The organism is Geobacter sp. OR-1 (assembly GCF_000813145.1).
In the GTDB taxonomy this organism is placed as follows: domain Bacteria; phylum Desulfobacterota; class Desulfuromonadia; order Geobacterales; family DSM-12255; genus Geoanaerobacter.
Genome location: NZ_BAZF01000001.1, coordinates 165,210 through 190,255, shown reverse-complemented (window position 1 = coordinate 190,255; position 25,046 = coordinate 165,210). Strand labels below are relative to the sequence as shown.

The following is a 25,046-nucleotide window of genomic DNA, read 5'->3' as shown; positions in this document are numbered from 1 at the left end:
AATGTTATACCCCGCTTATGTTCATATTGGAGACGATAAATACGCCCATGGTGTAACTATCCCCGACTTTCCCGGCTGCTTCTCTGCCGCCGATGAGTGGGAGGATTTACCACACATGATCCAAGAGGCTGCAGAAGTCTATTTTGAAGGCGAGGATATACCTGTACCGGCACCAACATCATTGGAACAATTGGCTGCGAACCCCGAATATCAAGGTGGGGTCTGGCTCTTGGTAGACATTGATCTTGCCAAACTCAAAGTTAAAGCGAAGCGAGTCAATATCACCATGCCGGAAAATCTTTTGCATGAGATCGACCGTTATGCCGAGCAATACCATATGACTCGTTCCGGCCTGCTGGCCCAGGCTGCGGATCAATATATTCACCGCAAACAATCAGCTTAATATCATTATTACAGCTTACTCAGAGCGGCCTCGACAGTTTGCTTTACCCTCTTTTTTTGTATCTCTGGATCTTCTTTCTGGATGTACTCAACTGCTGATAAGTCGTCACCCCGTTTTCGATTCTGACGTGGTTCAAGTGCTTCGATGAGAATAGCCTCCAGTGCAGGAATAAGGATTTTTACCTGAAATGATTCTGGCAATTTACCAAGCGCGCCAGTATCCGATACTGGAAGAAGGCCAAACCAAGAGAAACGATTCCATCGAGCAGAGAAGCGGTCGAGAGTATGCAAACGCTTTAAATACGTTGTGCAATGGCATCCGATTAAATGCATTTGCAAAAACTCCTATTATCACCAAACCGGCAGCAATCTTTAATTGCTTAGATTCTTTAGAAGTCATATTGCTTTTGCTCCTGCGGCATATTTTCCTTAAATTTCTTTTTTGCACAACGTCACAAGGCGCACCGGCGAGCGTAGCGAAGACCGCGTGCCGCCGCGGGTTGGGCACTCTTACTTCTGCTTATTCCGCCTTAACCAGAACAGAACCGTAAGTAGCAAAACTACTAGAGCTGCTCCTGCTCCTATGTACACGTTGGACCGATACCATGGTTTTGGGATTGTTATTCGCTGCTTACTGTTGTCATTTAAAAAATTGAGAAGTGATCGATGCTTTTCCGTTACCTTGTTCCATGAAAATTGCGGGTTTTCCTTAAATTGACCGCTGCCATAGAACAGAGCATGTTCATACGGACCGGCAAAAGGATAACCGTAGGTTGCAAGCACCCTGTTTCTAAAATATTCCGACATGCATGCATTACTAACTGAAAAACCTGACTTATTGTTTCCAAGGACTTCTTCAAACAACTGGTCTGGACTCATTCTCGATAACTCTGTGAAAAACCTCTGAAAAACTATATCTGCTTCCGGTTTCAGATTTAACATGGTCCATGAAAGGGTGATGTCATTACCCTTTCTCTCTACCTTTTGCGGTGCAGGACTTATGCACTGAAGGTCTGCCATATCCCGTGCCGGCGTTGAAAGGAAGACGTCGACCCGCTCTATAACGCCCTTCCAGAGGGCTCCTGTTTTTAAGATATACCTGAAATCCATTCCTCCCATCGAGTCGACTGTGCCGCCTACGTTGTAGGTATGACGTATCGATTTCTTTTCACCGCTCTTGAAAGCAATTTCAGACGTGAAAACATGGGGATAATGCAGATCTTTAAGGTCTGGGTTTTGAATGCCTTTTTTGTACACTACCGGCACCTTAGTGCCGTCAACATAGGTAACAAAACCGGGATCAGGGGGAGATTCTTCTTCGTCTGCTTCTGCCAGTGATTGATCAAAAGGAAAGCCGATTTGCAGAACTGTATCAGGGCCGAAATTCTGGAAATTCAAGGTAACGTCAACATGCCAGGCAGAGAATGCCTTTATTGGAACTGAAACATACGCTCGTCGATGGGTTCGATATGAAATTATGAAAAGCATAGAGCGAGGAAATCGTGTGCTTGGTGTTCATATCAACGGGATAGCAGGCAAGGATCAGAAAACTAAGGCTCTCGGAAAAAATATTTTCGATTGGCTAGGTTTAGAAATCAGCGCGGACGGAAAAACAGGAACACCTACTGTTTGGAATGGCCAGAAATGGGTATATTTTTCAGATCTTGGAGCGTTCTCTATAAATGAGCAACCAGCTGAGAAAAGGGGCAAACATTATCAACTTTCACATTGGTTATCAGTATATGACTGGGTTATCTGAATAAAACATCGTGCTCGTGCCTGCAATCAATGTTCGACGGATCGCGGTTCAATTTCCCGACAATCGGAGACATCTATAGCGGAAAACATGAAGATTTTATCGTAACCATATTTATTCTCATCCTTCCTACCGGCCGGTCTGGAACATGGCAGACCGTGATTCATCTCAGGCCCGAAATGCCAAAGTGGCTTCCTATGTTTTCCATAATTGACGAGGTTTCAGGCAAGAGGTTGTCGGATATTCTGAAGTGCGAACATACAGATAGTAAGGAGTCCGGATATTTAGAAAACTACTCGCAGATTACCGAAGAGCATCTAACCGAATTCTTCAAAGTCCATCGAGAACTTATTGAACCATGGCTGATTGAATCTGTAGACAACCGTTCCGGCAAAGGCTGGTACATCCAAGAGCAAGAAGGTGGCTTCATTCGGAGCAAATCCTGGATAGTTGGCTATTATCCTGGAAATGATAAGCGCAAGTTCAAGAATGAGACTGAAGCATGTGGCTTTTTTGTGAAGAAGTGGGCAGAAGAGCTTCGGCATGTCATAGAGAATAACAGCTAACAAGGCGGCGGCAGACGGGCTCCGCTGACGCTCCGCCGCTGCGCCCCCACGACGTTGTGCAATGAAAAGGAATGAAATGCAAATCTTTGCCATTGTCATCGCGAGCCTACTTTTTGCCACCAACCTTGTCTTTGCCGTTGATCTGAAAAAACTAGAAAAGTACCAGTTGCAGGTTGATCGCATAGGCCCCATAACGGTTGGAATGACGGTTAACGAGGCTTCAGCAAAATCAGGAATAAATCTAAAAGAGACTGAACCATCAGATTCAGGAAACGAGGCTTGCTACTAAGTTTACCCTGGCGGAAAGTATGGCGACATCGGATTCATGATTGAAGAAGAACGAATTTCCCGAATAGACATCGAATCACGAAAAATCTCATCAGTTGGTGGTGTACGCGTCGGCGACACTGAAGAAGCGGTGAAAAAAGCATTTCCTGGAAAAGTGAATGAGCAGGTACACCCCTATATTGGAAAAGACGGGAAATACCTTATCGTAAAGACTAAGCCTGGGTTCGGGTACATTTTTGAGACTGAAAAAGGAAAGATCACAAGTTTCAGATCTGGCCGGTTCGACTCAGTGCAGTATATCGAAGGATGCAACTAAGGCACACAACACTCGGTTAGACCAGGCGGCAATAAAACCGCCGCTGGTTACCCTCAAGCCGTTGGGCAGCGAAAAATAAACAGTGAAATGCATTGAAGATGGGGGTTGTAATGCGCCAATTGTTTTTTGTATCAGTGCTGTTGCTTTCCCTTTTGCTACGAGATGGGAGGTGCGATGATTCTGTGGTCAGTGGCAATGGAATCAACGTTTTTCCTGTAAAGAGCACAGATATTCAACTTGTTTCTGAGACCATCAATCTCCGCTATGACTCCAAAAGACGACTTCTTTCGTCGATAAAATCGGCCGCTCTTTGACGAAAAACCTCAATGCATCTCCATCCCTCGTCAGGGATGTCATAGTTACATCGAATTATCTTTCGCTCTGGATAATTATGCATAGCTTGATTTATGTCCAACTCGTTAATCACCGGTTAGCGTGTGCCATATACATGTATATCGACCAATATAAATATAGATGGAAGTATCTACATATATATGGGGTGGTGCTATATACATCTATATGGTAAAGGCTTCAGCCTACTTATCAAACCCATCTACATCTATATATTTTTCCAGTGCAGTACCCACCACATTGCCGTAGCTAACAAACCATAGCTGCTTTTCAGGATTCCAACGCCCACCGGCCGCTTTTGCCTTGTTGCGGATTGCCATGTCCTTGGCATTTATCCGCAACGGCACCAGCGTGTCGTTTGTAAAGCGCGGAGGGGGCGGAGTCCAGTCACTTCGCTCAATGACTAGTTCTACGGTCTTCAGACGTTGTTTGGTTTCGGGATCATAACGAAATCTCACGCAAACCAATGCATCGCCGTATTTCTTCAATAGCGATTTGGTGCCGTGTTGTCCGGGTTTCAGAGTCAGTCGTGTTTTCACAGAGTTCCCATGGTAAAAAAATTTCGCCAACTATACGCAATTTTTGATAAAACTTAAATTAAAAATTCTAAGGAATTGCGATGATTCTTTGAATTGAACGCCTGATTTGCGTGGAAGCGGCCACTTGGTACGTCACCGTCAGCCAGGTTACTCTTCTTCCGCCATGCCCTTATGACAGCACCATCCAGACCAAGCTCGGTCATTCCAGCCTGAAGACGACCATGATCTACACCCACTGCGTGCCGGTGCGGACGATCAAGGAAGCAAAAAGCCCGCTGGATTTCTGATTCTGCCGAGCATTTTGTGCCGGTTGCCGGGGTTGAGTATTCCGTCAAGAAAGGCTATAGTCTCTTAGCCGGAGAGCCCTGATGGGCCGGTTTGAATCAATTAAGCGAGAGCAACGAGGGATATATGGAGCTGCAAAAGATCATCGACAATGTCGAAACGCTTCTCAAGGGGCGTGCGCTGGACGGGTGGGAGATCATGGCCGGGGCGTCGCGCAACCTGTCGATCGAGGTCAAGGACCAGAAGGTCGATACCTTCCGCTGTTCCGAGCCGGTCGGGGTCAGTGTCAGGCTGCTGCAGGGGGAGGGGCTCGGGTTCTCGTTTTCGACCAGCATGGAGCAGGCCGATCTCGTGCGGATGATCGACAACGCCCTGGTCGGCGCCGCTACCCAGACCCCGGACCGGTTCAACGGCCTGCCGCAGGCCATGCCGATTCCCAGGCTGGAGGGGCTGTTCGACTCAACCCTGGAAACGGTTCCCGAGGAGGCGAAGATTGCCCGGGGGATGGATCTGGAGCGGCTGACCCTGGCTAGCGATTCCCGATTGAAGCGGGTCCGCAAGAGCAGCTACGGCGAATCCGACTATGCGGTCGCCATCCGCAATTTCCTCGGCGTGTCCGGAGAGTACCGCGGCACCTCGGTATCTTCCAGCATTGCGGTCATTGCCGAGGCCGACGGCGATTCCCAGATGGGATGGGACTTCGGGTTCAGCAGCCGGTTCGACGGGGTGGACATCGAAGCCATTGCCGTTGAGGCCGCCCGCAAGGCCACGGCCCTGCTCGGGGCCGGCACCATCCCCACCATGCGCTGCCCGGCAGTGTTGGACAGCCATGTTGCCGGCGAGATCCTCGGCGTGCTGGCGCCGTCTTTCGTAGCCGAGAACGTCCAGAAAGGGCGGTCGATGCTGGCCGCCAAGCTGGGGGAGCGGCTCTTTTCACCGATCTTCCGGATACGCGACAACGGCATCCTCGATGGCGGCATGGCTACCACGCCGTTCGACGGCGAAGGGGTGGCGTCGCAGGATACCTTGCTGGTCGAGAACGGCCAGCTGCTGGGGTATCTGTACGACAGCTACTGCGCCCGCAAGGACGGCTGCGCCTCCACCGGCAATGCCAGCCGCGGCGGGGTCAAAGGGGCGCCGCACATGGGGGTCAGCAACTTCTACATCGAAAACGGACCGGCTCCGGCGAGCGAACTGCTGACCGGCATAACCCGCGGCATCCTGCTGGTGGATGTCATCGGCATGCACACCGCCAATGCAATCTCCGGCGATTTCTCGGTCGGCGCCAGCGGTTTCCTGATCGAGAACGGCAAAGTGACCAGTCCGGTCAAGGGGATCGCCATTTCCGGCAATATCATGGACCTGTTCGCCAAGGTCGATGCCGTGGGTGACGATCTCCGCTTTTACGGCTCCATCGCCTCGCCGTCGTTGTTGATCTCATCTCTGGACGTGAGCGGCACGTGAAACCGGTAGATCTCCGTAGCGATACCGTAACCCGGCCGACTGCGGCCATGCGCTCGGCCATGGCCGGGGCAGAGGTTGGTGACGACGTCTTCGGCGAGGACCCGACGGTCAACCGGCTGGAACGGCTGGCTGCCGAGATGCTCGGTAAGGAGGCGGCCCTGTTCGTCAGCAGCGGCACCCAGGGGAATCTGGTTGCTCTGCTTGCCCACTGCGGCGGGGGGACGAGTACATTGCCGGTGCCATGGCCCACTGCTATCGCTGGGAGGCGGGTGGCGCCGCGGTTTTCGGCAGCATTCAGCCCCAGCCGGTGGAGTTCGAGCCGGACGGCACCCTGGCCGTTGCCAAAGTGGAAGCAGTCATCAAGCCGGTTGACGACCACTACGCCCGGACCCGGCTGATCTGCCTGGAGAATACCCAGGCCGGCAAGCCGCTGCCGATGGCATATCTTCCGGAAATCCGCTCCCTGGCGCTCAGGCACGGTCTGGCGCTCCATATGGACGGGGCGCGGCTCTTCAACGCCTCGGTAGCGCAGGGTATACCGGTTTCGGCAATCGCCGGCCAGGTAGATTCGCTCAACGTCTGCCTTTCCAAAGGGCTCGGCGCGCCGGTCGGGTCGATCCTCTGCGGCAGCAGGGATTTCATCCGCGAGGCCAGGCACTGGCGGAAGATGGCCGGCGGCGGGATGCGCCAGGCCGGCATGCTGGCCGCTGCCGGGATTCATGCCCTGCAGCACCATATCGACCGGCTGGCCGAAGACCATTACAATGCAACCCTCCTGGCCGAAGGGTTAGCCGATATCGACGGCCTGAAGGTCGATACCGCCCCGGTCCGGACCAACATGGTATTCGTAAAGCTGACAGCAGCCGATCCCGCGGCCCTGGAGAGCCACCTGAAACAGAGCGGGGTGCTGGTCAGGGGAGGGCGGGTCATGAGGCTGGTGACCCACCTGGATATCGACCAAGCCGGCATTGTCCGCGCTGTCGAGGCGTTCAGGGGGTTCTTTGATTCAACCGCAGCGTGAGTTGTTACGGATGGTGGGTAAAGACCGGTTTCATGTGCGGCTCCGCTGTGGTATAGTTCGTAACAAAGGCGTTACCCCGGCTGATCTGCGGACTGTTGAGAGACTGGTATATGAGCACGCAGCCCTGTTGAAGGAGAAATGGAATGAGTTCCACGGCACGAAAAGATGAATTGACCGAGGCCGCCGCCATCCGGGCCTGGACGGAAAAAAGGACTGTTTTTGTCGAACTTACCGACGGCAGGATAATCGGTTTTCCCGCGGCACGATTCAAGTTGCTTGCTTCAGCCACTGACGAGCAACTGGCCGAGGTTTCCCTGCGTCTCAACGGTTATGCCCTGCGCTGGGAATCCCTGGACGAGGACATCACCGTCCCCGGCATAGTTGCCGGCAATTTCCAACTCCCGTACCTGGTAGGAGAATAGCCCCGCCCTGTCGTTAAATCCACCAAGAGAGAGCAATAACCTTGAAGCCATCATCACCCGGAAGGCTCTTTGCCTTCGTATCAACCTATCCCAGGGCGATCATCGTGGTCGCCCTTCTTCTTTCCGTCCTGTCGCTCCTGTACGCCAAGAGCAGCATGACCTTCCTCACCGGCCGCGATTCCCTGATGCCGAGCAATGCGCCGTTCCAGCGGGAATACTACGCCTACCGGGGCGAGTTCGGCGACCAGGAAGATATCGTGGTGGTCATCGAGTCCAGCGATGCCTCGCAGTCGCTTGCCTTTGGCGATGCCCTGTACAGCCGGCTGAACAAGACGCCCAGTGCCTACCGGGAGGTTTTCTACCCCGGCGGGCTGCCGTTCTTCAGGAAGAACGGGCTGCTGTTCATGCCGCTGGAAGAGATCCAGGGGCTGAGCAAGACCCTGACCCTGGCGGCACCGGTGCTGAAGGACCTGGCTGCGGCACCGTCGGTGCAGACCCTGTTCACGAGCATCACGACGCAGATCGATAGCTATCTCGCCCTGGCGCCCGATTCCCCTGAGGCGAAGCAGAGGCTGGCGAGCCTCTCCTTCATGCTGGCGAGCCTCGATACCGGCTTCAAGGGGTTTGACGGCAAGAACAGCACCCTGTCCATGGATTCGTTCCTGAAGGGGAGCGCTAGTGGCAAGCCGTCCATGCTGGAGAGCGTCGGCAAGCAGCAGGTGATCACCATCCTGCCGGTGAAGGACGAAACCAGCTTCGTGCCGGCGGAAAAGGCGATCAAAGCGATCCGTGCCGAGCTGACCGAACTCCTCAAACAACCGGAATTCAAGGGGGTCCAGGCCGGGCTGACCGGCGTTCCGGTGCTGGAATACGAGGAGATGGCGACCAGCCAGAAGGATATGGAGACCTCCACCTTTCTCTCCCTCGGCCTGACGGTGCTGCTCCTGCTGGTCGCGTTCCGCGGGGTGCTGAACGTGATTGCCGCCATGGTTTCCCTGCTGGTGGCGATCTCCCTGTCGCTTGGCTTCGCCACCCTGGCGGTCGGCCATCTCAATATTCTCTCCATGGCGTTTGCCGTGATGCTGATCGGCCTCGGGGTCGAATACGGCATCCAGGTGGTGCTCCGGTACCAGGAGGGGCTGAAGGCCGGGCTGCCGCATATCGAGGCGATTGATGGCGGGATCACGAAGAACATCCTGGCGATCATCATGGCCGGGGCCACGGTGGCGCTCGCCTTTGCCACCTTTGCCATGACCGATTTCAAGGGGATCGCGGAGCTGGGGATCATTGCCGCCGGCGGCATTGTCTTCTGCGTGCTCTGCACCTTCACCGTGCTCCCGGCAATACTGGTGCTGCTGGCGAAGTGGCGCAAACCCAAGCCTGCAACAACACGCAGCCTCGGAACTTTTGCCCATCCGGTGCTGGCCGCTCTCTTTTCCCGGCCCTGGCCGATCATTGCCGCCACGGTCGCGCTTTCGCTCCTCTGCGCCCTGCCGCTTATGCGGACCGGGTTCGATTACAACATGATGAACCTGCAGGCCAAGGGGCTGGATTCGGTCACTTACGCCTACAAGCTGATGCGGAGCCGCGAGAACTCCGGTTATTTCGGCGTGGCCATGGCCAAAGACCGCAGCGAAGCTCTGGATCTGACCCGCAGGCTGGAAAAGCTGCCGGCTGTTGATCACGTGGTGAGCGCTCTGAGCTTTGTGCCGGACGGCCAGGAGGCAAAGCTGGCCGAGATCGCGGCCCTGCGCAAGGTGATGGCAGAGGTGAAACCGGTGCCGTACGACGAGAACCTGAGTGTCATGGAGCTACCGGCAGTGTTCGAGGGGTTCCGCGACCGGGTCGAGAAGCTGAAGAACGCGCTGGAAGGGCGCAAGGCTGGCGAAGCGCCGGCAGTGGCCGCGTTCCTGAAGACCCTGGACAAGTTTTTCGGATCGCTGGAAAAGGAGAAGGACCGCAATGCCCTGGGTATGCTCCGGGAGTTCCAGGGGAGCATGTTCAGCCAGTTCCCGGCCAAGATCGGTGAGCTGAAGTCGAGCCTGGAGGCAGCTCCGCTGACTGACAGCGATGTGCCGCCGCAGCTGAAGGCCCGGTTCGTGGGTAAGACCGGCAAGCTGCTGCTACAGATTGCGCCGAAAAAGGAGATCTTTGACCGCGAGCCGCTGGCGGAATTCATCGCCCAGATCCGTTCGGTCTATCACCGGGTTACCGGCGAGCCGGTGAATGTCTTCGAGTCGATGACCATCCTGCGGGACGCGTATTTGCGGGCGTTCGGCTATGCCTTTGCCGGGATTGCGGTCATCCTGCTGGTCACATTCCGGAGCGTGAAGTTTGCCCTGCTCGGGCTGTTGCCGCTGTTCAGCGGGCTCTTGCTGATGATCGGCGGGATGTGGCTGGCCGGAATCAGGTTCAACGTGGCCAACATCATCGTCATGCCGCTCCTGCTGGGGGTAGGGGTCGATTCGGCCATCTACATCATCAACCGGTATCGCAACGAGGGGGAGACGCCGCTGCAGGTCGTGACCAGCAGCGCCGGGGTCGGGGTACTTCTGAACGCCCTGACGATCCTCTTCAGTTTCGGGGCGCTGATGGTGGCGCGGCACCAGGGGGTCTTCAGCATCGGCGCGGTCATGTCGCTCGGGATGACCGCGGTGGTGGCCGCCTTCCTGGTCTTTCTCCCGGCGTTGCTGGTTCTTGCCGACGCAAAAAGAAGGTAGCGGCCACGGCAACACAGCAGATTGGCCCCGCAGTAGTTTTGTCAGCTGTCCAGCAGGCTGGTGACGTACTTTCTGATCAGCTCGGGCGGGGTGCTGCCGATGATCTTGAACCGGATCGTGCCGTTCCGGTCCAGGATTATGGTGCGCGGGATACCGGCCGCATCGTAGAGCGCTACGCTTTTCTTCTCCGGGTCCAGCAACAGGCTGTAGCTGATGCCGGCCTCTCGGCTAAACTTCTCCACATCACTCTTCCCCTGGCCGATGTTTATCCCCACAACCTCGACCCCCCTGGGCTTAAGCTTCCGGTAGAGCGCATCCAGTGCCGGCAGATCCTCGCGGCACGAACTGCATCCGAGCGCCCATAAGAGGATGACCGTGATTCTGCCGCTGGTTGCTGCGGGGAGCCGGACGGAGTTGCCGCGCAGATCCCGGAACTGGCCGGCCGGGAGGGTCATGCCGATCTTCACCGCTCCCCAGGACTGGGCTACGCAGATCACTGTCAACATTGCCGCCGTTATGAGGATAATCTTGATTTTCAGGCGGTTCATCCGCTGTCTTCCCCCCGGTCCCTGATCTCGGACCGCCATTTCCAGTTGTCGTAGATCACCGGATAAACCAACAGTTCGAGCAGGAACGATGTGAATATGCCGCCGATCATCGGCGCCGCGATATGTTTCATGACATCGGCGCCGGTGCCGGTGGACCACATGATCGGCACGAGCCCGAGAAACATGGTTGCCGTGGTCATGAACTTGGGGCGGATCCTTTTCACTGCCCCCTCGATCACCGCTTCATGCAGATCGGCGCGGGAGCGGAGCCGCCCCTCGCGCCTGGCATGATCATAGGCCAGGTCGAGATAGAGCAGCATGAACACCCCGGTCTCGGCATCGACCCCCAGAAGCGCGATCAGGCCGACCCAGACCCCGACGCTCATGTGATAACCGAGCAGCCAGAGGAACAGAAAGGCGCCGATAGCGGAAAACGGCACTGCCAGCATGACGATGGCGGTCTTTGCGGTCGAACGGGTATTGAGCCAGAGAAGCCCCATGATCAGCACCAGGGTGACCGGAACCACCAGTTTCATCCGCTCCTTGACCCGCTGCATCGCCTCGTACTGGCCGCTCCAGCTGAAGGTGTAACCGGGCGGCAGTTCGATCTGTTTGCGGAGTCTGGGGTCGGCATCATCGATATACCCCTGTGGATCGCGGTCCGCCAGGTCGATGTAGACGTAACCGGTCAGCAGGCCGTCTTCGTTGCGGATCATTGATGGGCCGCTGGTGACGCCGACTTCGGCCAGTTCGCCCAGCGGCACCTGGCGTTTCCCCCCTTCAACCGGGACCAGCACCCGCCTTAGCGTCTGCAGGTCGCTGCGGAAATCCCGCTGGTACCGGACATTGACCGAGTACCGCTCCCGCCCCTTGATGGCGGTAGTGACGTTGTCCCCGCCGATGGCGCTTTGCACCACCCCCTGCGCCTCGTCCATGGAGAGGCCGTACCGGGCCAGCTCATCCCGGTTCCAGGTGATGTCGAGGAAATAACCGCCGCCGGTACGTTCCGCAAACACGCTGCGGGTCCCTTTGACCTTCCCCAGGATACTTTCCACCTGGGTGCCGATCTGCTCGATCTCGGTCAGGTTGGCGCCGCTGATCTTGATCCCGAGCGGGGTACGGATGCCGGTGGTGAGCATGTCGATCCGCCCTTTGATCGGCATGGTCCAGGCGTTGGAGAGTCCGGGGAGCTTCAGCGCCTCGTTCATTTCGGCAATCAGCTCGTCACGACTGATCCGGTCCGATGTCAGGGGCCGCAGGACCGGCTTGAGCCAGCCGGGCGCCCAGCCCGAATACCAGGTCTCCCTTGGCCGCCATTGATCCCTTGGCTTGAGCGTAATGATTGTTTCCAGCATCGAGAGCGGCGCCGGATCGGTCGAGGTCTCGGCACGGCCGGCCTTGCCGAGCACCCGCTCCACTTCCGGGAACCGGGCAATGATCCGGTCGGTGATCCCGAGGAGTTTCTGGGCCTCGCCCACGGAAATCCCGGGCATGGTGGTCGGCATGTAGAAGAGGGTTCCCTCGTCGAGCTGCGGCATGAATTCGCTGCCAAGCCGCATGGCAACCGGTATCGTGGCCAGCATGGCGGCCAGTGTGGCAGCGATGACAAAGGTGCCGTTACGCAGCCCCCACCGGGCAACCGGTTCATAAACGCGGATCAGGAAGCTGCTGAGCGGGTGTTCCTGCTCGGGCCTGAACGGCGCGTTGGTGAATCTGTTGATGATCCTGGCGATGACGAGGGGACGGATATTTACCTGGCGGGTATGGGTGAGCATGACCCGCAGTGCCGGGTCGAGGGTTATGGTCAGGAAAGCGGCAACGGCCATGGCCAGTGTCTTGGTGCAGGCGAGCGGTTTGAACAGCCTCCCTTCCTGCGCCTCCAGCGCAAAGACCGGCAGAAAGGCCACGGCAATCACCAGCAGGGCAAAAAAGCTCGGCCCGCCGACCTCCTTGATGGCGGCAATGACAATGTACTGCTGGTCGCCGACCCGTCCGCCTGCCTCCCAGGCTTCGAGCTTCTTGTGGGTCTGCTCCACCACGACGATGGCGGCATCGACCAGGGCGCCGATGGCAATGGCGATCCCGCCGAGGGACATGATGTTGGCCGTAACTCCCATCATCTTGAGCGGTATGAAGGAGATCAGGACGGCAAGCGGGATGGTGATGGCAGGAATGAGTGCGCTCGGCGGATGCCGGAGGAACAGGAAGATCACCAGCATGACAGTGACGATTACTTCGAGCAGGGTCGATTTGAGCGTGGCAATGGCTCGCAGGATCAGATCGGACCGGTCGTAGACCGGAAGTATCTTTAACCCTTCCGGGAGCCCCGGGCCGATCTCCGCGATCTTCTTCTTGACCCGGTCGATCACCTCTAGGGCATTGCTTCCCTCGCGCATGACCACTATTCCGGAAACCACATCGCCGGTGCCGTTCAGGTCGGCAACGCCGCGCCGGATATCCGGGCCGACAGTCACGGTGCCGAGATCACGGACCCTGATCGGGGTGCCGGTATCGCTGACCGAAACGACGATGGCGCCGAACTCCTCTGTGGATCGGGCATAGCCGCGCCCCCGCACCATGTACTCGGTGCCTCCGAACTCGATCAGCCGGCCGCCGGTTTCGCTGTTGCCGGTCCGGACCGCATCGGCCACCCTGTTTATCGACAGACCGTACAGCTGGAGCCGGTTCGGATCGACATTGACCTGATACTGCCGGCTAAAGCCGCCGATTGGCGCGACTTCGGCAACTCCGGGGACCGACTTCAGATAGTAGCGGAGGTACCAGTCCTGGTACGAGCGGATATCGGCCAGGCTCCTGGAGCCGGTGGTATCGACCAGTGCATACTGGTAGACCCAGCCGAGGCCGGTGGCGTCCGGTCCGAGTTCCGTCTTTACCCCCTGCGGCAGTCGGGAGATGGTTCCTGACAGGTATTCTTGGGTCCGTGACCTGGCCCAGTAGATGTCGGTACCTTCCTCGAAAATGACATAGACGAACGAATAACCGAAGTCCGAGAATCCCCGGACCGTCTTGACCCTGGGTGCGCCGGTCATGGCCGAGACGATCGGGTAGGTGACCTGATCCTCGATGATGTCAGGGCTGCGGTCCCAGCGGGAGTAGATGATTACCTGCGTGTCGGAGAGGTCGGGGATGGCGTCGACCGGAAGGTGATGCATGGACCACCAGCCGCAGATCGCGGCCAGGATCGCCACTACCAGGACAGGAAACCGGTTGCGGGCCGAGAATTCGATGATCCGTTCGATCATTTTATTCCGCCGTGCATCTCGTGTCCGGAGTGGTCCGATTCCGCTGCAGGGGATACCGCTTGCTGTTTATCCTGCGTGGTGTGATCGGAATGCCCCATGGCCTTGTTTGGCTGAGTCGTTGGTTTGGCGCCGGAATTTGCCTTGACCAAAGCCGGCTTTGGCCCGGCCGGCTTCCGGAATTTGCCCAGGCATTCTTCCGAACAGAAGTAGAGCGCCTTGCCGCCTGATTCAATCACCAGCCCCTTGGTGCGGGCCTTTGCTTCGTCAACATACATGCTGCAGACCGGGTCCTGCCTGGGGGTGCCCGATATTCCCGACGCAGCGGCCTTCATCCGGCTCTCGGAATCCAGCAGGAAAGTACCGGAAATCGCTATCCGCTCCCCTTCCTTCAGCCCCGAAACGATCTCGACCCGGTTGCCAAGGTGTTGTCCGGTCTCGACCTCGCGCGGTTCGAAGATCCCGGCACTTTTTTCCACGAACACCGTCTTTTTCAAGCCGGAATCAAGCAGTGCCTCGCTGGGCACCGAGAGCATGGGTGAGGAAGTGACTGGCAGTTCGACATCAACGTACATTTCCGGCCGGAGCAGGTAGCCCGGATTGTCGAGTTCCAGCCGCACCTTGAGGGTCCGGCTGGCCGGGTCGAAGATTGGCGGCACATTGCTGACTTTGGCCATGAAATTACGGTTTCGATTAGGTATGGATACCTTCACCGGTGTGCCTGGCACCAGCTTGTCCGCCTCGCTTCCGTAAGTGTCGGCCAATACCCAGACCTTTGAGAGGTCGGCAATCCGGAAAAATTCCGTTCCTGCTTCGAATTTCAGGCCCGGGTATACATTGCGGGCAATGACGAGTCCTTCAGCAGGAGCCGCGACACGGATATTCTCGGTCGGCTGGCGGGTCTTCGCTATTTCGTCGATCTGCAGATCGCTCATCCCCAGATTCCGCAAGGTGTTACGATAGTTGTGCAGGCTCATGTTATTGACGTCCATCTGATTGACCGAATTTTTCCCCTGGGCTGCCATGGAACGATCGAGAGAGCCAAGGGCAAATATGTAGGACTGGACAGCGGCAAGAAAATCAGGGGCGTAGAACGAGAGCAGCGTTTCGTTCTTGCCGACCCTGTCGCCGGTGGTTGCCTTACCGATGCGCTGCACCCAGCCGGAAACCGAAGCGGTCAAACGGTACACCTTTCGCTCGTCAGGGAAGACGCGTCCCGGAACCCGAAGAAAATGGGTTCCGCCTGATCGCTCAACCGCTGCCACAATTACCCCGATTGCCTGCTGTTTTTCCGGGCTGACCTGGACATTTCCCGGAGGGATTGCTCCGGAAGACGTGCCACCGCCAACTGACCCGTTGTCATAGACCGGCTCCAGCTGCATGCCGCAATCGGGCGCAATGCCGGGCTTGTCGGACTTGTAGGAAGGGTGCATCGGATCGATATAGTAGAGGATCTTGCGGGAAGCGGATGATTTCTGGGGCCGCGTCTGGAAGCTGACCCATGCGCCGGCCAGGAAAGCCAGAAAGGCGCAGACTGCAACAAAAATGATAACGGTGCGGGTTTTCATGGCATTTCCTAGTCGGGAGTTTGAGGGAGTTCAGCAGTCACCGGTTATGCCTCGCCCGGTTATTTGGCACATCCCCGGCCAATGTCATCATAAGTGGTATTCGTCTCAACGTTCAACCAGACAGGCGTAAGTAATTCCACAAGATCTGTAACAGCAGTCTTGTTGCAGAGCGGGTATTTTTTTAAAAACGCTGTCATTTCATTGATATAAAAATTTACGCCCTTGTTCTGGATTTGCTGCCACCCGCGTGTGTCGTCATATATCCTGTCAATGTTGCTGTTTATAATATTGCTGCACTCAGTATAGATATTGGTCTTGTTATCGATATAAGTGTTGCTGCCGGTTGTCTTGGTGTAGTTGATGGTGCTCTTGATTCCTTCGGAAACTCCTGAATTCATGCCGGCAAGGTAGCCATTGATATATTGTTTGATAATGATCTCTTTCGTATCAACCGGCAATTTGTCCCAAGGAGCCAGATTGGCTGCATAAGAGGTCGAACCGGCAATAATGAGTGCGCATGCTACGAGAGCTGTTTTCATGATATTCTCCAAGTCTCCAGTCTTTGCATTCATCAGCGTTAATTGTCATTATACCTGAAAAAGATGAAAGTAAAATTCGCCGGACTTGTCTATCCTGACATGACAAAGCCCCGTGGCGTTCCCACGGGGCTTTGCTGCAGCAGGAACTGCTTGATTAGTCGGGCGGGTTACGCCTTGACTACCAACGGCCGCATCATGTCGTGTTCCTCGTGTTCGAGGATGTGGCAGTGCCATGCATATTCATGGTCGCCGGTCCGCAGGCTCGGCGGTGTGGGAACCACGCTGCCGTCGGCTTTCGTGATCGCCGGCAAAGAGATTTCCATGATGACCGTGATCACTTCGCCGGGGTTCATTCTGCAGGTCTCTTTCCATCCCGACTCGTTGGGATCTGGCGCTCGTGCCGGTTCTCCGGTGAAGTTGAAGCGATCAAAGTTGTCCGTAAAGTAATTGCCTGTATTTAAAAGTGTAGCGAACGGAGTCAGAACATTTACCGGCTGTCGTTTCAGGATCTGGACATTCACCAGGTGGAAGTGCATCGGGTGAACGTCGGCAGTAAGGTTGGCAATCTGCCAGATCTCCCGCACGCTCGGCTTGCCGTTCAGGTTGATTACTTCTGTGGCCTGGTTTTCATACGCCTGACCATACCCGCCATTAGGCTGTAGAGCATCCGTGCCGACCTGTTGCTGCAAGCGGCCCCAAGCGTCGAAGTTTTCGTTCAGGCTCAGACGGCGGATCTTGATCGGGCTCCCGTCCGGATTGGTTAGAGCCGGGAGCAGGGTAAGGTCGGGAACGCCGGCCGCGTTGTTCGGGACGACTAGCGGGTCGTTCCAGGTGTGGCCGCCAACCGCAGGCATTGTTTCGAACTTGGTGCCGTTGGTGATGGCAAGTGGAGAGTCGGCCGGCAATGAGAGCGGTTTCGACACGTTGAAACGCATCAGCACGCGGGTATTGGGGCCAAAGCCCTTCGCGGTCTTGCTGTTTACCGGGTTGCCGTTGGCCAACCCCGGGAAGTAGTCGTTGCGCGGGTCGCCACCGGGGAACGGCGCCGGGGCATCGTTGTAAAGGACGACTTTCTGGCCGGCAGCGGCGGAGAAGTCAACTATCAGGTCGTGCCGTTCGGCACATCCGACGATGAGGCTCCCCTGGCCGACCGGATTGAGCAGGTTGATGGCCGAATTCAGGGAAAACGGCACGTTCATCGGCACTTCGGCAGCTTGTGAGAGGAAGCCGCCTTCGGTAGCAATCTGCAGCACCGCCGGCTTTCCATTTGGATTGAGAGCGTCTTTCAACGCGGCATTGAGGAACGGCGCGTTGGTCGGGATGCCGGCGGCATTAAGGGTGATGCCGTCAGGAGATCCGTCATCAAGATAGAGCTGCAGGTTCAGGAACCGGGCGTTACAGGCGTTGAGCATCCGCAGCCGGTAACGGCGCGGCTGGACCTGAATTTCCGGATATACGGTGCCGTTGACCAGCATGGTATCTCCGAACATCTCGGCCACGATCGACGGATTGGGGAGCGGTTTGGTGCTGTAGGTCTTACGCCAGCGGTTGGACTCGTAAAGGTGCGGATACCAGAGGCTGCCTGGACCCTGGGCGCTTGGGGAGACGATATTTTTCCACGACGGATCCAGCAGGTTGATGTTCTTGCCGACAAAGATCTTGTCCTGAAATACCAGCGGGATTTCCTGAATCTCAGTACCGGCTTTTGCCGAGGACTCGACGTACGGCGGCAGGCCGGCATTTGCGATCAGATTCGCCTCGAAGTTGTCCCTGATAAAATAGGCCGATGCAATGCCTGCATAGGCATGGATGCGCGTAACACCATAGGCATGGTCATGGTACCAGATGAACCGGGCGCTCTGGTTGTTGCCGTAGTAGAATTCGGCTTCACCGGCGGCTGCGCCGGGGTTGAGAGTTTCGTTATTTCTGAAGCTGAGGCCGTGGGTTCCGTCCGGTTTCCACCAGTCGAACGGGCCGCCGTCACTGATCCATGGGATGTAGCCGCCGTGGAGGTGTGTGCATGTCCGGTTTACACCCAGACTGGCACCACCGATGGTAATGTCATTGGGGATGATATGTTTGGTCAGCGGCTGACCATTGTAGGTCTTGTCCAGTTTGTTGCGGAACGTGATCTGGACCGGCTCCCCACGATTGGCAAGTATGATGCCGCCGAGGTGCGTTGCCGGCGGTTTGGCAAGCCCGAGAGCCTCCTGGACGGTGTTGGCCGGATCATAGCCCCAAAAGGTGGTTTTGTCGTAACCATACCCGGTCGGGATGATCTGGTCCTGGAATTCCTGAATGCTGATCGTATAATGTGTTACGCCGGTAACCGGAGCTTTGGTCAAGTCTGGTGCGCTGATCGGTATTTCAGTAATCCGGAAAGGGGTCTTGAACAGCGGAATCCCCGATGATTGATAGAATGCCATGGCGTTTCCGCTTCCGAGCCACTTGACCGGCATCGGCAGCATGCTGGCGCCGGCAGCCAAACCACTTATCTGGAGAAATCTCCTTCTGCTGAATCTCGTACTCATTGTGTGCCTCCTCTTATCAGCTATGCCTGGTTAGCTGTTGAACGGTTGATATGCCCTGAATCGTTTCAGGAAAGACTGGCCGCCCGGCGACGACGGTAGGCAATCAAGCCGGCCATGCCGGCACCGAGGAGCAGGAAGGTGCCCGGCTCGGGTACTGTGGCTGCAGTTTCAGCAAAGGTGAAGGCCTGCCAGTAGCCGAACCCGTCTCTAAAATTCATGGCAAGGTCTCCGGTAAAATAGCCGTCGCTGAACAGGGTTTTGTCATATGTTACGGAATTCAAAACATTGCCGGTACTGTCGGTGTTCACTAGCGCGAACTGGAAATATGATTTCCCGAATGCCGTTTCACCCAGAGGCGAGGCCGGGTCGAGAAGGGCAAAGGCGGCAGCGAAATCGAAGTGATAGGATACCGAAGCGCCCGCATCAACGGTGAAATACTGCCTGTAGGTGTAGTCGCTGTAAGCTGTTGCCAGTCCGGGGAAACCATCATTGATGTACGTTGCCGAGGACGCAACATTGAAGTTCTGCAATTCAATCCAGTTCGCGACGCCGTCAGCTGCGCTGTTCGTCCCCAGTACGTCTCCCGGCAACAGGGTAGCGGATGCGAAAGCCCCGCTCTGATCCGCCGGGGAAGTCTGGCTATCACTGCTGGTCAGCGATGTTGCGCCGGTTGCCGAAGCAGCCACATTCGCACTGGTTACGATGTCTCCGAGTATCAGTCCTGCCCCTGTGATGGCAAAGCCAGATTCAGGAAGATCGGGTGTACCCAGATGCACATCGTTTGTGATCGTGAGGTTGACGGCAAAGGCTGCCGGTGCAAATGCCGTGATTGCCAATGCAACGAGACTCCCCAAAATAACGGTTCTGCTTTTTCCATTCTTTCTCATTGTTGTATCCTCCCTTGCGTTTTAGTCGATTCAGGTTCCGACGAGTTTTGTCCTGAACTCTGTTAAGTGATAGCCACTCGAAATCGTGTTGATTAGATATAGCAATATGAGTGCCACGATGTAACACGCTTGAATTATTGAATAAAATGCGATATTTGGCTGTCTGGTATGGATGGCGGCAGGATTTGTAAGTCTGGTCGACAATGCCACTGGAAGGAAGTAAACGCTTGTTGCATCGGGAGAAATTGGGCGAGTAGCAACAACACCGGCAGTCGTGACCATGTGACCGGGGGATGGTTTCCCAAAGGGCTGGTAATTACGACTTAAAACCAGGAAATGATCTGACGGGTGATACTGGCGGCAGTATTGAGAGTGACACTACCTGTCATCCAACGTTTATACGCGTGCAAAGTATGTTTCAGGAAAAAAGTGTAAATAGATTCGACAGTTGTTGTGCGCTTACCTTTAACCGGATTGTATGATGCCAAGAGCGAGCGCTTTTTAACAACATTTTAAAATGATAATAAATTCCGGGTGTTGCGGTTATTGGTTGTCTGGATGCGATCAGAAAAGGGTGTCAATATTTTTGCAGCCAAAATGATGTAAAACAAATCCTCTTCCAAATCGTTACTTATATTCCGGATAACTATTCATGTAACCAATTGTTATGAGTGTATGAAATGGCAATGACCCTTTTGGGGGAGGGGGTATGACGGGGGAATTTTAATAACTGAGGCTCTGCAAAAAAAGTTTCAGGCATGTGATGCGTTAAAAGTGTTATAATTCCCGACATTACAAAGTATTTCATGTAAATCTAATGTTACCGGAACCATGAATCGAGCCGGTTCGGGATCGATAAGCTGCTACTCAGGGAGTTGTAAAGTTGGGCGCAGGGATTGGTGATACTGAAAGGGGAGCGGCATGGCCGTTCCCCTTTTTCTTGCGGATAACGGTTATTCTCCGAAATAGGTGTAGCCCAGCAGGGTCTTGTCCAGTAGTTCCAGGAAGTGACTGCTCTCCTCGATGGAGACCTTGCGGTGCGCGACGCTCTTCTCCAGGGTATCGCGGACATGCTTCAGGATCTCCGGTCCCTTGTACTGGACGTACTTCAGGCTCTCCCAGACCGCGTCGCCGTTGATTACGGTGTCGATTTTGTAGTTGGTCTTCTTGTTGAAAGTGATATGCACGGCATTGGTGTCGCCGAACAGGTTGTGCATGTCTCCCAGGATCTCCTGGTAGGCGCCGATGAGGAAGAACCCGATATAGTAATCCTCGTTCTTGCGCACCTTGTGCAGCGGCAGGAACTTGGAGCGGCCGTTCTCGCCGACGAAGCTGGTGATCTCGCCGTCCGAGTCGCAGGTGATATCGGCTATGGATGCCATGACATCCGGCTTCTGGTTGAGCCGCTGGATCGGCATGATCGGGAAGAGCTGATCGATTGCCCAGGAGTCGGGGATCGACTGGAAGAGCGAGAAGTTGGCAAAGTAGGTCTGGCGCAGGGAGAGCTGGAAGTTGGACAGCTCGTCCGGTATCGGCTTGATCTTCTCCAGAATGCCGTTGATCTTTTTGAATATCCTCGAACAGAGCCATTCGGCAACGGCACGGTCCTGCAGGTTCAGATACCCCAGGTTGAACAGGCTCACAGCCTCCTGGATCAGCTGCAGGGTGTCGTGGTAGTCCTCGCGCAGCGAATGGCGGTCGATGCTCTTGTAGATGTCCACCAGCTTGCGCACGGTTGGCGAGAGCTTCTCTGTGGTCTCCAGCACCTCCTCGAAGTCCGGGGTCAGGCTCTGGGTATTGGTGTCCAGGGCATTGGTGATCAGCACCGAGTAGTGCGCGACAATGGCCCGGCCCGATTCGGAGATGATGTTGGGGCAGTCGACCCCGGCCTCGTCGCAGATGTTCTTGATCTGGTAGACCACGTCGTTGGCGTACTCTTCGACGGTGTAGTTGACGCTGGAAAAATAGCTCGACTTGGTGCCGTCGTAGTCGACCCCCAGGCCGCCGCCGATATCGACGTATTCCAGCCCGACCCCCATCTTGCGCATTTCGGCGTAGATCCGGGTCCCTTCGATCAGGGCGTTCTTGATCTTGTCGATCTTGGTGATCTGGCTGCCGATATGGAAATGGAGCAGCTTCAGCCTCTCCAGCATCCCTTCCTCTTCCAGAAGTTCGATGGCGGTCATCAGCTCGGAGATCCTGAGGCCGAATTTGGCATCCTCGCCGCCGGAAGTGGCCCACTTGCCGGTCCCCTTGGAGGACAATTTGACCCGTATCCCCAGCTTCGGAACGATGCCGATCTTCTTGGACAGGGCGATGATCTTTTCCAGCTCGAACAGCTTTTCCACCACGATGGTGATGTCGAAACCGATCTTGGTGGCGTACAGCACGGTCTCGATGAACTCGGCATCCTTGTAACCGTTACAGATGATCGGGGTGTTGGTGCCGGCGGCAAAAGAGATGGCCACGACCAGTTCCGGTTTGGAGCCGACCTCAAGACCGATGTTGTAGCGCTTGCCGAACTGGGTGATCGCCTCAACCACCTGGCGTTGCTGATTTACCTTGATCGGATAGAAGGTCCGGTACTTGGCCGGATATTCGTTCTCGCTGATGGCGCTCTTGAAGGCCCGGTTGATGGCCCCGATCCGCCCTTCCAGGATATCCATGAAACGGAGCAGCACCGGCGGCTTGATCTTGCGTTTGATCAGGTCGTTCATCAGTTCCCGCAGGTCGATGGAGTATTTGGAGGTCGGGGAGGGGTGGACGCAGACATGCCCCTTTTTGTTTATGGAGAAGAGCTCGGAGCCCCAGTTGTCAATGTTGTAGATCTTGGCAGAGTCGGCGATGCTCCATTTTTCCATATCTTCTCCTTGGCGATACCGATGCCATATTCGCGCCCTAACGACTCCGGTTCGTCGTCCGGCTCCTCGGACGTAGCGCTGCTACGCCTGCGGGCCAAACTGCTCACCGGCGCCGTTATCATCGCGAATCTGACTCGTTGATCTGACGGTAATTAACTTTACGACAATCTGCTCTTGAAATCTCCGTAGCCGAACTTTCGCACCACCCTCAGTTCTCCGGTATCCGGGTCATAGGTGCAGATGGCCGGGTGCTGGATGCCGTTGAAGGTGGTGGTCTTTACCATGGTGTAATGGGCCATATCCTCGAACGCCAGCCGGTCACCAGGTTGCAGCGGCCGGTCAAACGACCAGTCGCCGATTACGTCGCCGGCCAGACAGGACGGGCCGCCGAGACGATAGGTGTGCGATCTTTCTCCTGGGTCGAAGCCGTTTGTGATACCGGGCCGATAGGGCATCTCCAGGCAGTCTGGCATGTGACAGGTGGCGGAGACGTCCAGAATGGCGATATCCATCTCATTGTGTACCACGTCCAGCACCTCGCTCACCAGTATGCCGGTGCCGATGGCGATCGCCTCTCCCGGTTCCAGGTAGACCTCGACCCCGTACTTCTCACGGAAATATCGCACCAGCTCCACCAAGGCATCGATGTCATACCCTTCCCGAGTAATGTGGTGCCCGCCCCCGAGATTGAGCCATTTCATCTGCGCTAGGAATGGGCCGAACTTATCCTCAAATGCCTTTGCTGTCCGCTCCAGCGGCTCGAACAGCTGCTCACACAGGGTGTGGAAGTGGAGTCCTTCGACTCCGGCCAGCGATTTGTCCTCGAACTCCCTCCGGGGAATGCCGAGCCGCGATTTGGGGGCGCAGGGATCGTAGATAGGGGTATGCCCCTCGGAGTGCTCGGGATTGACCCGCAGGCCTATGGAAACACCACTTTGCTCCCACAGCGGCCGGAACCGCTCCAGTTGGTGGAAGGAGTTGAAGACCAGGTGGTTGGAGGTGGTCAGGAGTTCCCGGACATCCTCCTCTTTGAAGGCGGCGGCAAAGGAATGCACCTCGCCGCCGAACTCCTCATATCCCAGCCGCGCCTCCCAGGGGGAACTGGCGCAGACGCCCTGGAGCGTTTCCCTGATGATGGGAAAAACGCTCCACATGGAAAACGCCTTCAGCGCCATCAGGATCTTGGCGCCGCTTCGCTGCTGCACCTGGTCCAGGATTGCCAGGTTGTGACGCAGTCGTCCCAGGTCCACAACATAGGCAGGGGATGGTGCCAGCTCAAGGATTTTCGGGATATCGATACCGATCAATTGACTAAAGTTCCGGCCACTCGCCGCCGTCGATGACTACGGTCGGCAGCCCCATGGGGCCCAGCTCCTCCAGGAACAGCTCCGGATCGAACTGTTCCATGTTCCAGACACCTGCCCCGTGCCACTTGCCGGTCAGCATCATGATGGCGCCGACCACGGCCGGGACGCCGGTGGTGTAGCTGATCGCCTGGGACTGGACCTCCCTGTAGCACGCCTCGTGGTCGCAGATGTTGTAGATGTAGACCTGTTTCTGCTTCCCGTCCTTCAGACCGCGGGCGATGACGCCGATGCAGGTCTTTCCCTTGGTGAGCGGCCCCAGAGAGCCCGGATCGGGGAGGAGCGCCTTGAGGAACTGGATCGGGACGATCTTCTGCCCCTGGAACTCCACCTCGTCGATGCGGGTCATCCCCACGTTCTGCAGCACCTCCAGGTGCTTCAGATAGTTGTCGGAAAAGGTCATCCAGAACTGGGCCTTCTTGATGGTCGGGATATGCTTGACCAAGGACTCCATCTCCTCGTGGTAGAGGCGGTAGCAGTTCATCGGCCCGATCCCCTCGGGGAAGTCGAAGACCCGCTTGGTGGACAGCGGCGGACTCTCCACGAACCGGCCGTTCTCCCAGTGGCGGCAGGTGGCGGTCACCTCGCGGATGTTGATCTCCGGGTTGAAGTTGGTGGCGAACGGCTGGCCGTGGGAGCCGGCGTTGGCGTCGATGATGTCGATCTCCTCCACCACGTCAAGGTACTTCTTGGCTGCCAGGGCGGTGTAGACATTGGTGACACCCGGATCGAAACCTGAGCCGAGGAGCGCCATCAGCCCCGCATTCTTGAAGCGATCCTGATAGGCCCACTGCCAGGAGTATTCGAACTTGGCCGTGTCGAGCGGCTCGTAGTTGGCAGTGTCCAGATAGTCCACGCCGGTCTCCAGGCAGGCGTCCATGATGTGCAGGTCCTGATACGGCAGGGCCACGTTGATGACCAGCTGCGGTTGCACCTGCTTGATCAGGGCCACCAGCTCCGGGACATTGTCCGCATCCACCTGGGCGGTCTTGATGCTGTTGTTCAGCTGGGCAGCAATGGCGTCGCACTTGGCCTTGGTCCGTGAAGCCAGGGTAATCTCGCTGAAGATATCGCGCCGCTGGGCGCATTTATGGGTCACAACCTGGCCGACGCCGCCGGCGCCGATTATCAGAACCTTGCTCATGAACTTCTCTCCCTGTTGCTGTCGAAATTTATCGGACCTTTCCAAATATTCTTTACCGGGCGTGCTGTCAAGTGAAAAGTTTAGCATTAATACGGGTAAAGTCTAAGTATTCCGGGAAATTTGACGAAAAACGGAATCTTCGTATATTTGGAGTTGACACGAAAAATAACTTCTATAAGTTTCTTGAAGGTATTGATCACAATTTGGTTGGGGG

General features: G+C 56.2%; 20 protein-coding genes and 2 pseudogenes. 10 read left to right on the top strand and 12 right to left on the bottom strand.

Going from position 1 to position 25,046, the window contains the following annotated elements:
• The first annotated feature begins 1 nt into the window (after position 1).
• Complete coding sequence (locus tag OR1_RS00765) at positions 2-403, top strand: type II toxin-antitoxin system HicB family antitoxin (protein ID WP_041969358.1); 402 nt, start codon at positions 2-4, stop codon at positions 401-403.
• An 8-nt stretch (positions 404-411) separates the two neighbouring features.
• Here the strand turns inward: OR1_RS00765 and OR1_RS00760 are convergent, their stop codons facing one another.
• Positions 412-735: a hypothetical protein gene (locus tag OR1_RS00760; protein ID WP_202812023.1), complete on the bottom strand. Its 324-nt coding sequence runs from the start codon at positions 733-735 to the stop codon at positions 412-414.
• 177 nt (positions 736-912) lie between these two features.
• A complete protein-coding gene (locus OR1_RS00755) occupies positions 913-1,890 on the bottom strand; it encodes a hypothetical protein (RefSeq protein WP_052440174.1) in 978 nt (325 codons plus the stop codon).
• Here OR1_RS00755 and OR1_RS00750 point away from each other — a divergent pair.
• The 4 genes from OR1_RS00750 (at position 1,880) to OR1_RS00735 (ending at position 3,328) form a co-directional block, all read left to right on the top strand.
• Positions 1,880-2,161, top strand: coding sequence for a hypothetical protein (locus tag OR1_RS00750; RefSeq protein ID WP_082002739.1), 282 nt, complete (start codon positions 1,880-1,882; stop codon positions 2,159-2,161). The genes OR1_RS00755 and OR1_RS00750 overlap by 11 nt on opposite strands.
• Before the next feature lie 29 nt (positions 2,162-2,190).
• On the top strand, positions 2,191-2,724 hold the full coding sequence (locus OR1_RS00745; protein ID WP_041969355.1) for a hypothetical protein: 534 nt from the start codon (positions 2,191-2,193) through the stop codon (positions 2,722-2,724).
• A gap of 61 nt (positions 2,725-2,785) precedes the next feature.
• Positions 2,786-3,013, top strand: coding sequence for a hypothetical protein (locus OR1_RS00740; protein WP_152609766.1), 228 nt, complete (start codon positions 2,786-2,788; stop codon positions 3,011-3,013).
• Between the two features lie 36 nt (positions 3,014-3,049).
• Complete coding sequence (locus OR1_RS00735) at positions 3,050-3,328, top strand: hypothetical protein (RefSeq protein ID WP_041969352.1); 279 nt, start codon at positions 3,050-3,052, stop codon at positions 3,326-3,328.
• 536 nt (positions 3,329-3,864) lie between these two features.
• On the opposite strand, the gene OR1_RS00730 is transcribed toward OR1_RS00735, so the two are convergent.
• Positions 3,865-4,218, bottom strand: coding sequence for a hypothetical protein (locus tag OR1_RS00730; RefSeq protein ID WP_041969351.1), 354 nt, complete (start codon positions 4,216-4,218; stop codon positions 3,865-3,867).
• A 170-nt stretch (positions 4,219-4,388) separates the two neighbouring features.
• Here OR1_RS00730 and OR1_RS21320 point away from each other — a divergent pair.
• From OR1_RS21320 to OR1_RS00710, 5 genes and pseudogenes are all read left to right on the top strand, one after another.
• A pseudogene (locus tag OR1_RS21320) lies at positions 4,389-4,505 on the top strand (integron integrase); the annotation flags it as partial.
• A 124-nt stretch (positions 4,506-4,629) separates the two neighbouring features.
• Positions 4,630-5,967, top strand: coding sequence for a TldD/PmbA family protein (locus tag OR1_RS00725; protein WP_041969349.1), 1,338 nt, complete (start codon positions 4,630-4,632; stop codon positions 5,965-5,967).
• A pseudogene (ltaE, locus tag OR1_RS00720) lies at positions 5,964-6,988 on the top strand (low-specificity L-threonine aldolase). The gene OR1_RS00725 and the pseudogene ltaE overlap by 4 nt, the downstream one beginning before the upstream one ends.
• Before the next feature lie 143 nt (positions 6,989-7,131).
• Positions 7,132-7,410, top strand: a complete 279-nt coding sequence (locus tag OR1_RS00715; protein WP_041969347.1) for a DUF2442 domain-containing protein — start codon at positions 7,132-7,134, stop codon at positions 7,408-7,410.
• Positions 7,411-7,451: 41 nt separating this feature from the next.
• Positions 7,452-10,130, top strand: coding sequence for an MMPL family transporter (locus OR1_RS00710; RefSeq protein ID WP_041969345.1), 2,679 nt, complete (start codon positions 7,452-7,454; stop codon positions 10,128-10,130).
• A 41-nt stretch (positions 10,131-10,171) separates the two neighbouring features.
• Here the strand turns inward: OR1_RS00710 and OR1_RS00705 are convergent, their stop codons facing one another.
• The 9 genes from OR1_RS00705 to OR1_RS00665 form a co-directional block, all read right to left on the bottom strand.
• The gene (locus OR1_RS00705; RefSeq protein ID WP_041969344.1) at positions 10,172-10,678 is read right to left on the bottom strand and encodes a TlpA disulfide reductase family protein; all 507 of its coding nucleotides are present in this window, start codon (positions 10,676-10,678) and stop codon (positions 10,172-10,174) included.
• A complete protein-coding gene (locus tag OR1_RS00700) occupies positions 10,675-13,941 on the bottom strand; it encodes an efflux RND transporter permease subunit (protein WP_041969342.1) in 3,267 nt (1,088 codons plus the stop codon). The genes OR1_RS00705 and OR1_RS00700 overlap by 4 nt, the downstream gene beginning before the upstream one ends.
• Positions 13,938-15,506, bottom strand: coding sequence for an efflux RND transporter periplasmic adaptor subunit (locus OR1_RS00695; protein WP_041969341.1), 1,569 nt, complete (start codon positions 15,504-15,506; stop codon positions 13,938-13,940). Before OR1_RS00695 ends, OR1_RS00700 begins: the two co-directional genes overlap by 4 nt.
• Before the next feature lie 59 nt (positions 15,507-15,565).
• Positions 15,566-16,045 carry a hypothetical protein gene (locus tag OR1_RS00690; RefSeq protein WP_041969340.1) on the bottom strand — a complete coding sequence of 160 codons (480 nt, stop codon included), beginning with the start codon at positions 16,043-16,045 and terminating at the stop codon, positions 15,566-15,568.
• Positions 16,046-16,212: 167 nt separating this feature from the next.
• Entirely contained in the window at positions 16,213-18,576 is a 2,364-nt protein-coding gene (locus OR1_RS00685) for a multicopper oxidase family protein (protein ID WP_041969338.1), read from the bottom strand.
• A gap of 65 nt (positions 18,577-18,641) precedes the next feature.
• The gene (locus tag OR1_RS21890; RefSeq protein ID WP_041969336.1) at positions 18,642-19,463 is read right to left on the bottom strand and encodes a PEP-CTERM sorting domain-containing protein; all 822 of its coding nucleotides are present in this window, start codon (positions 19,461-19,463) and stop codon (positions 18,642-18,644) included.
• Between the two features lie 953 nt (positions 19,464-20,416).
• Complete coding sequence (speA, locus tag OR1_RS00675) at positions 20,417-22,324, bottom strand: arginine decarboxylase (protein ID WP_041969335.1); 1,908 nt, start codon at positions 22,322-22,324, stop codon at positions 20,417-20,419.
• Between the two features lie 158 nt (positions 22,325-22,482).
• On the bottom strand, positions 22,483-23,631 hold the full coding sequence (nspC, locus tag OR1_RS00670) for a carboxynorspermidine decarboxylase (RefSeq protein ID WP_041969334.1): 1,149 nt from the start codon (positions 23,629-23,631) through the stop codon (positions 22,483-22,485).
• A 4-nt stretch (positions 23,632-23,635) separates the two neighbouring features.
• Positions 23,636-24,832: a saccharopine dehydrogenase family protein gene (locus OR1_RS00665; RefSeq protein WP_041969333.1), complete on the bottom strand. Its 1,197-nt coding sequence runs from the start codon at positions 24,830-24,832 to the stop codon at positions 23,636-23,638.
• Positions 24,833-25,046 lie beyond the last annotated feature (214 nt).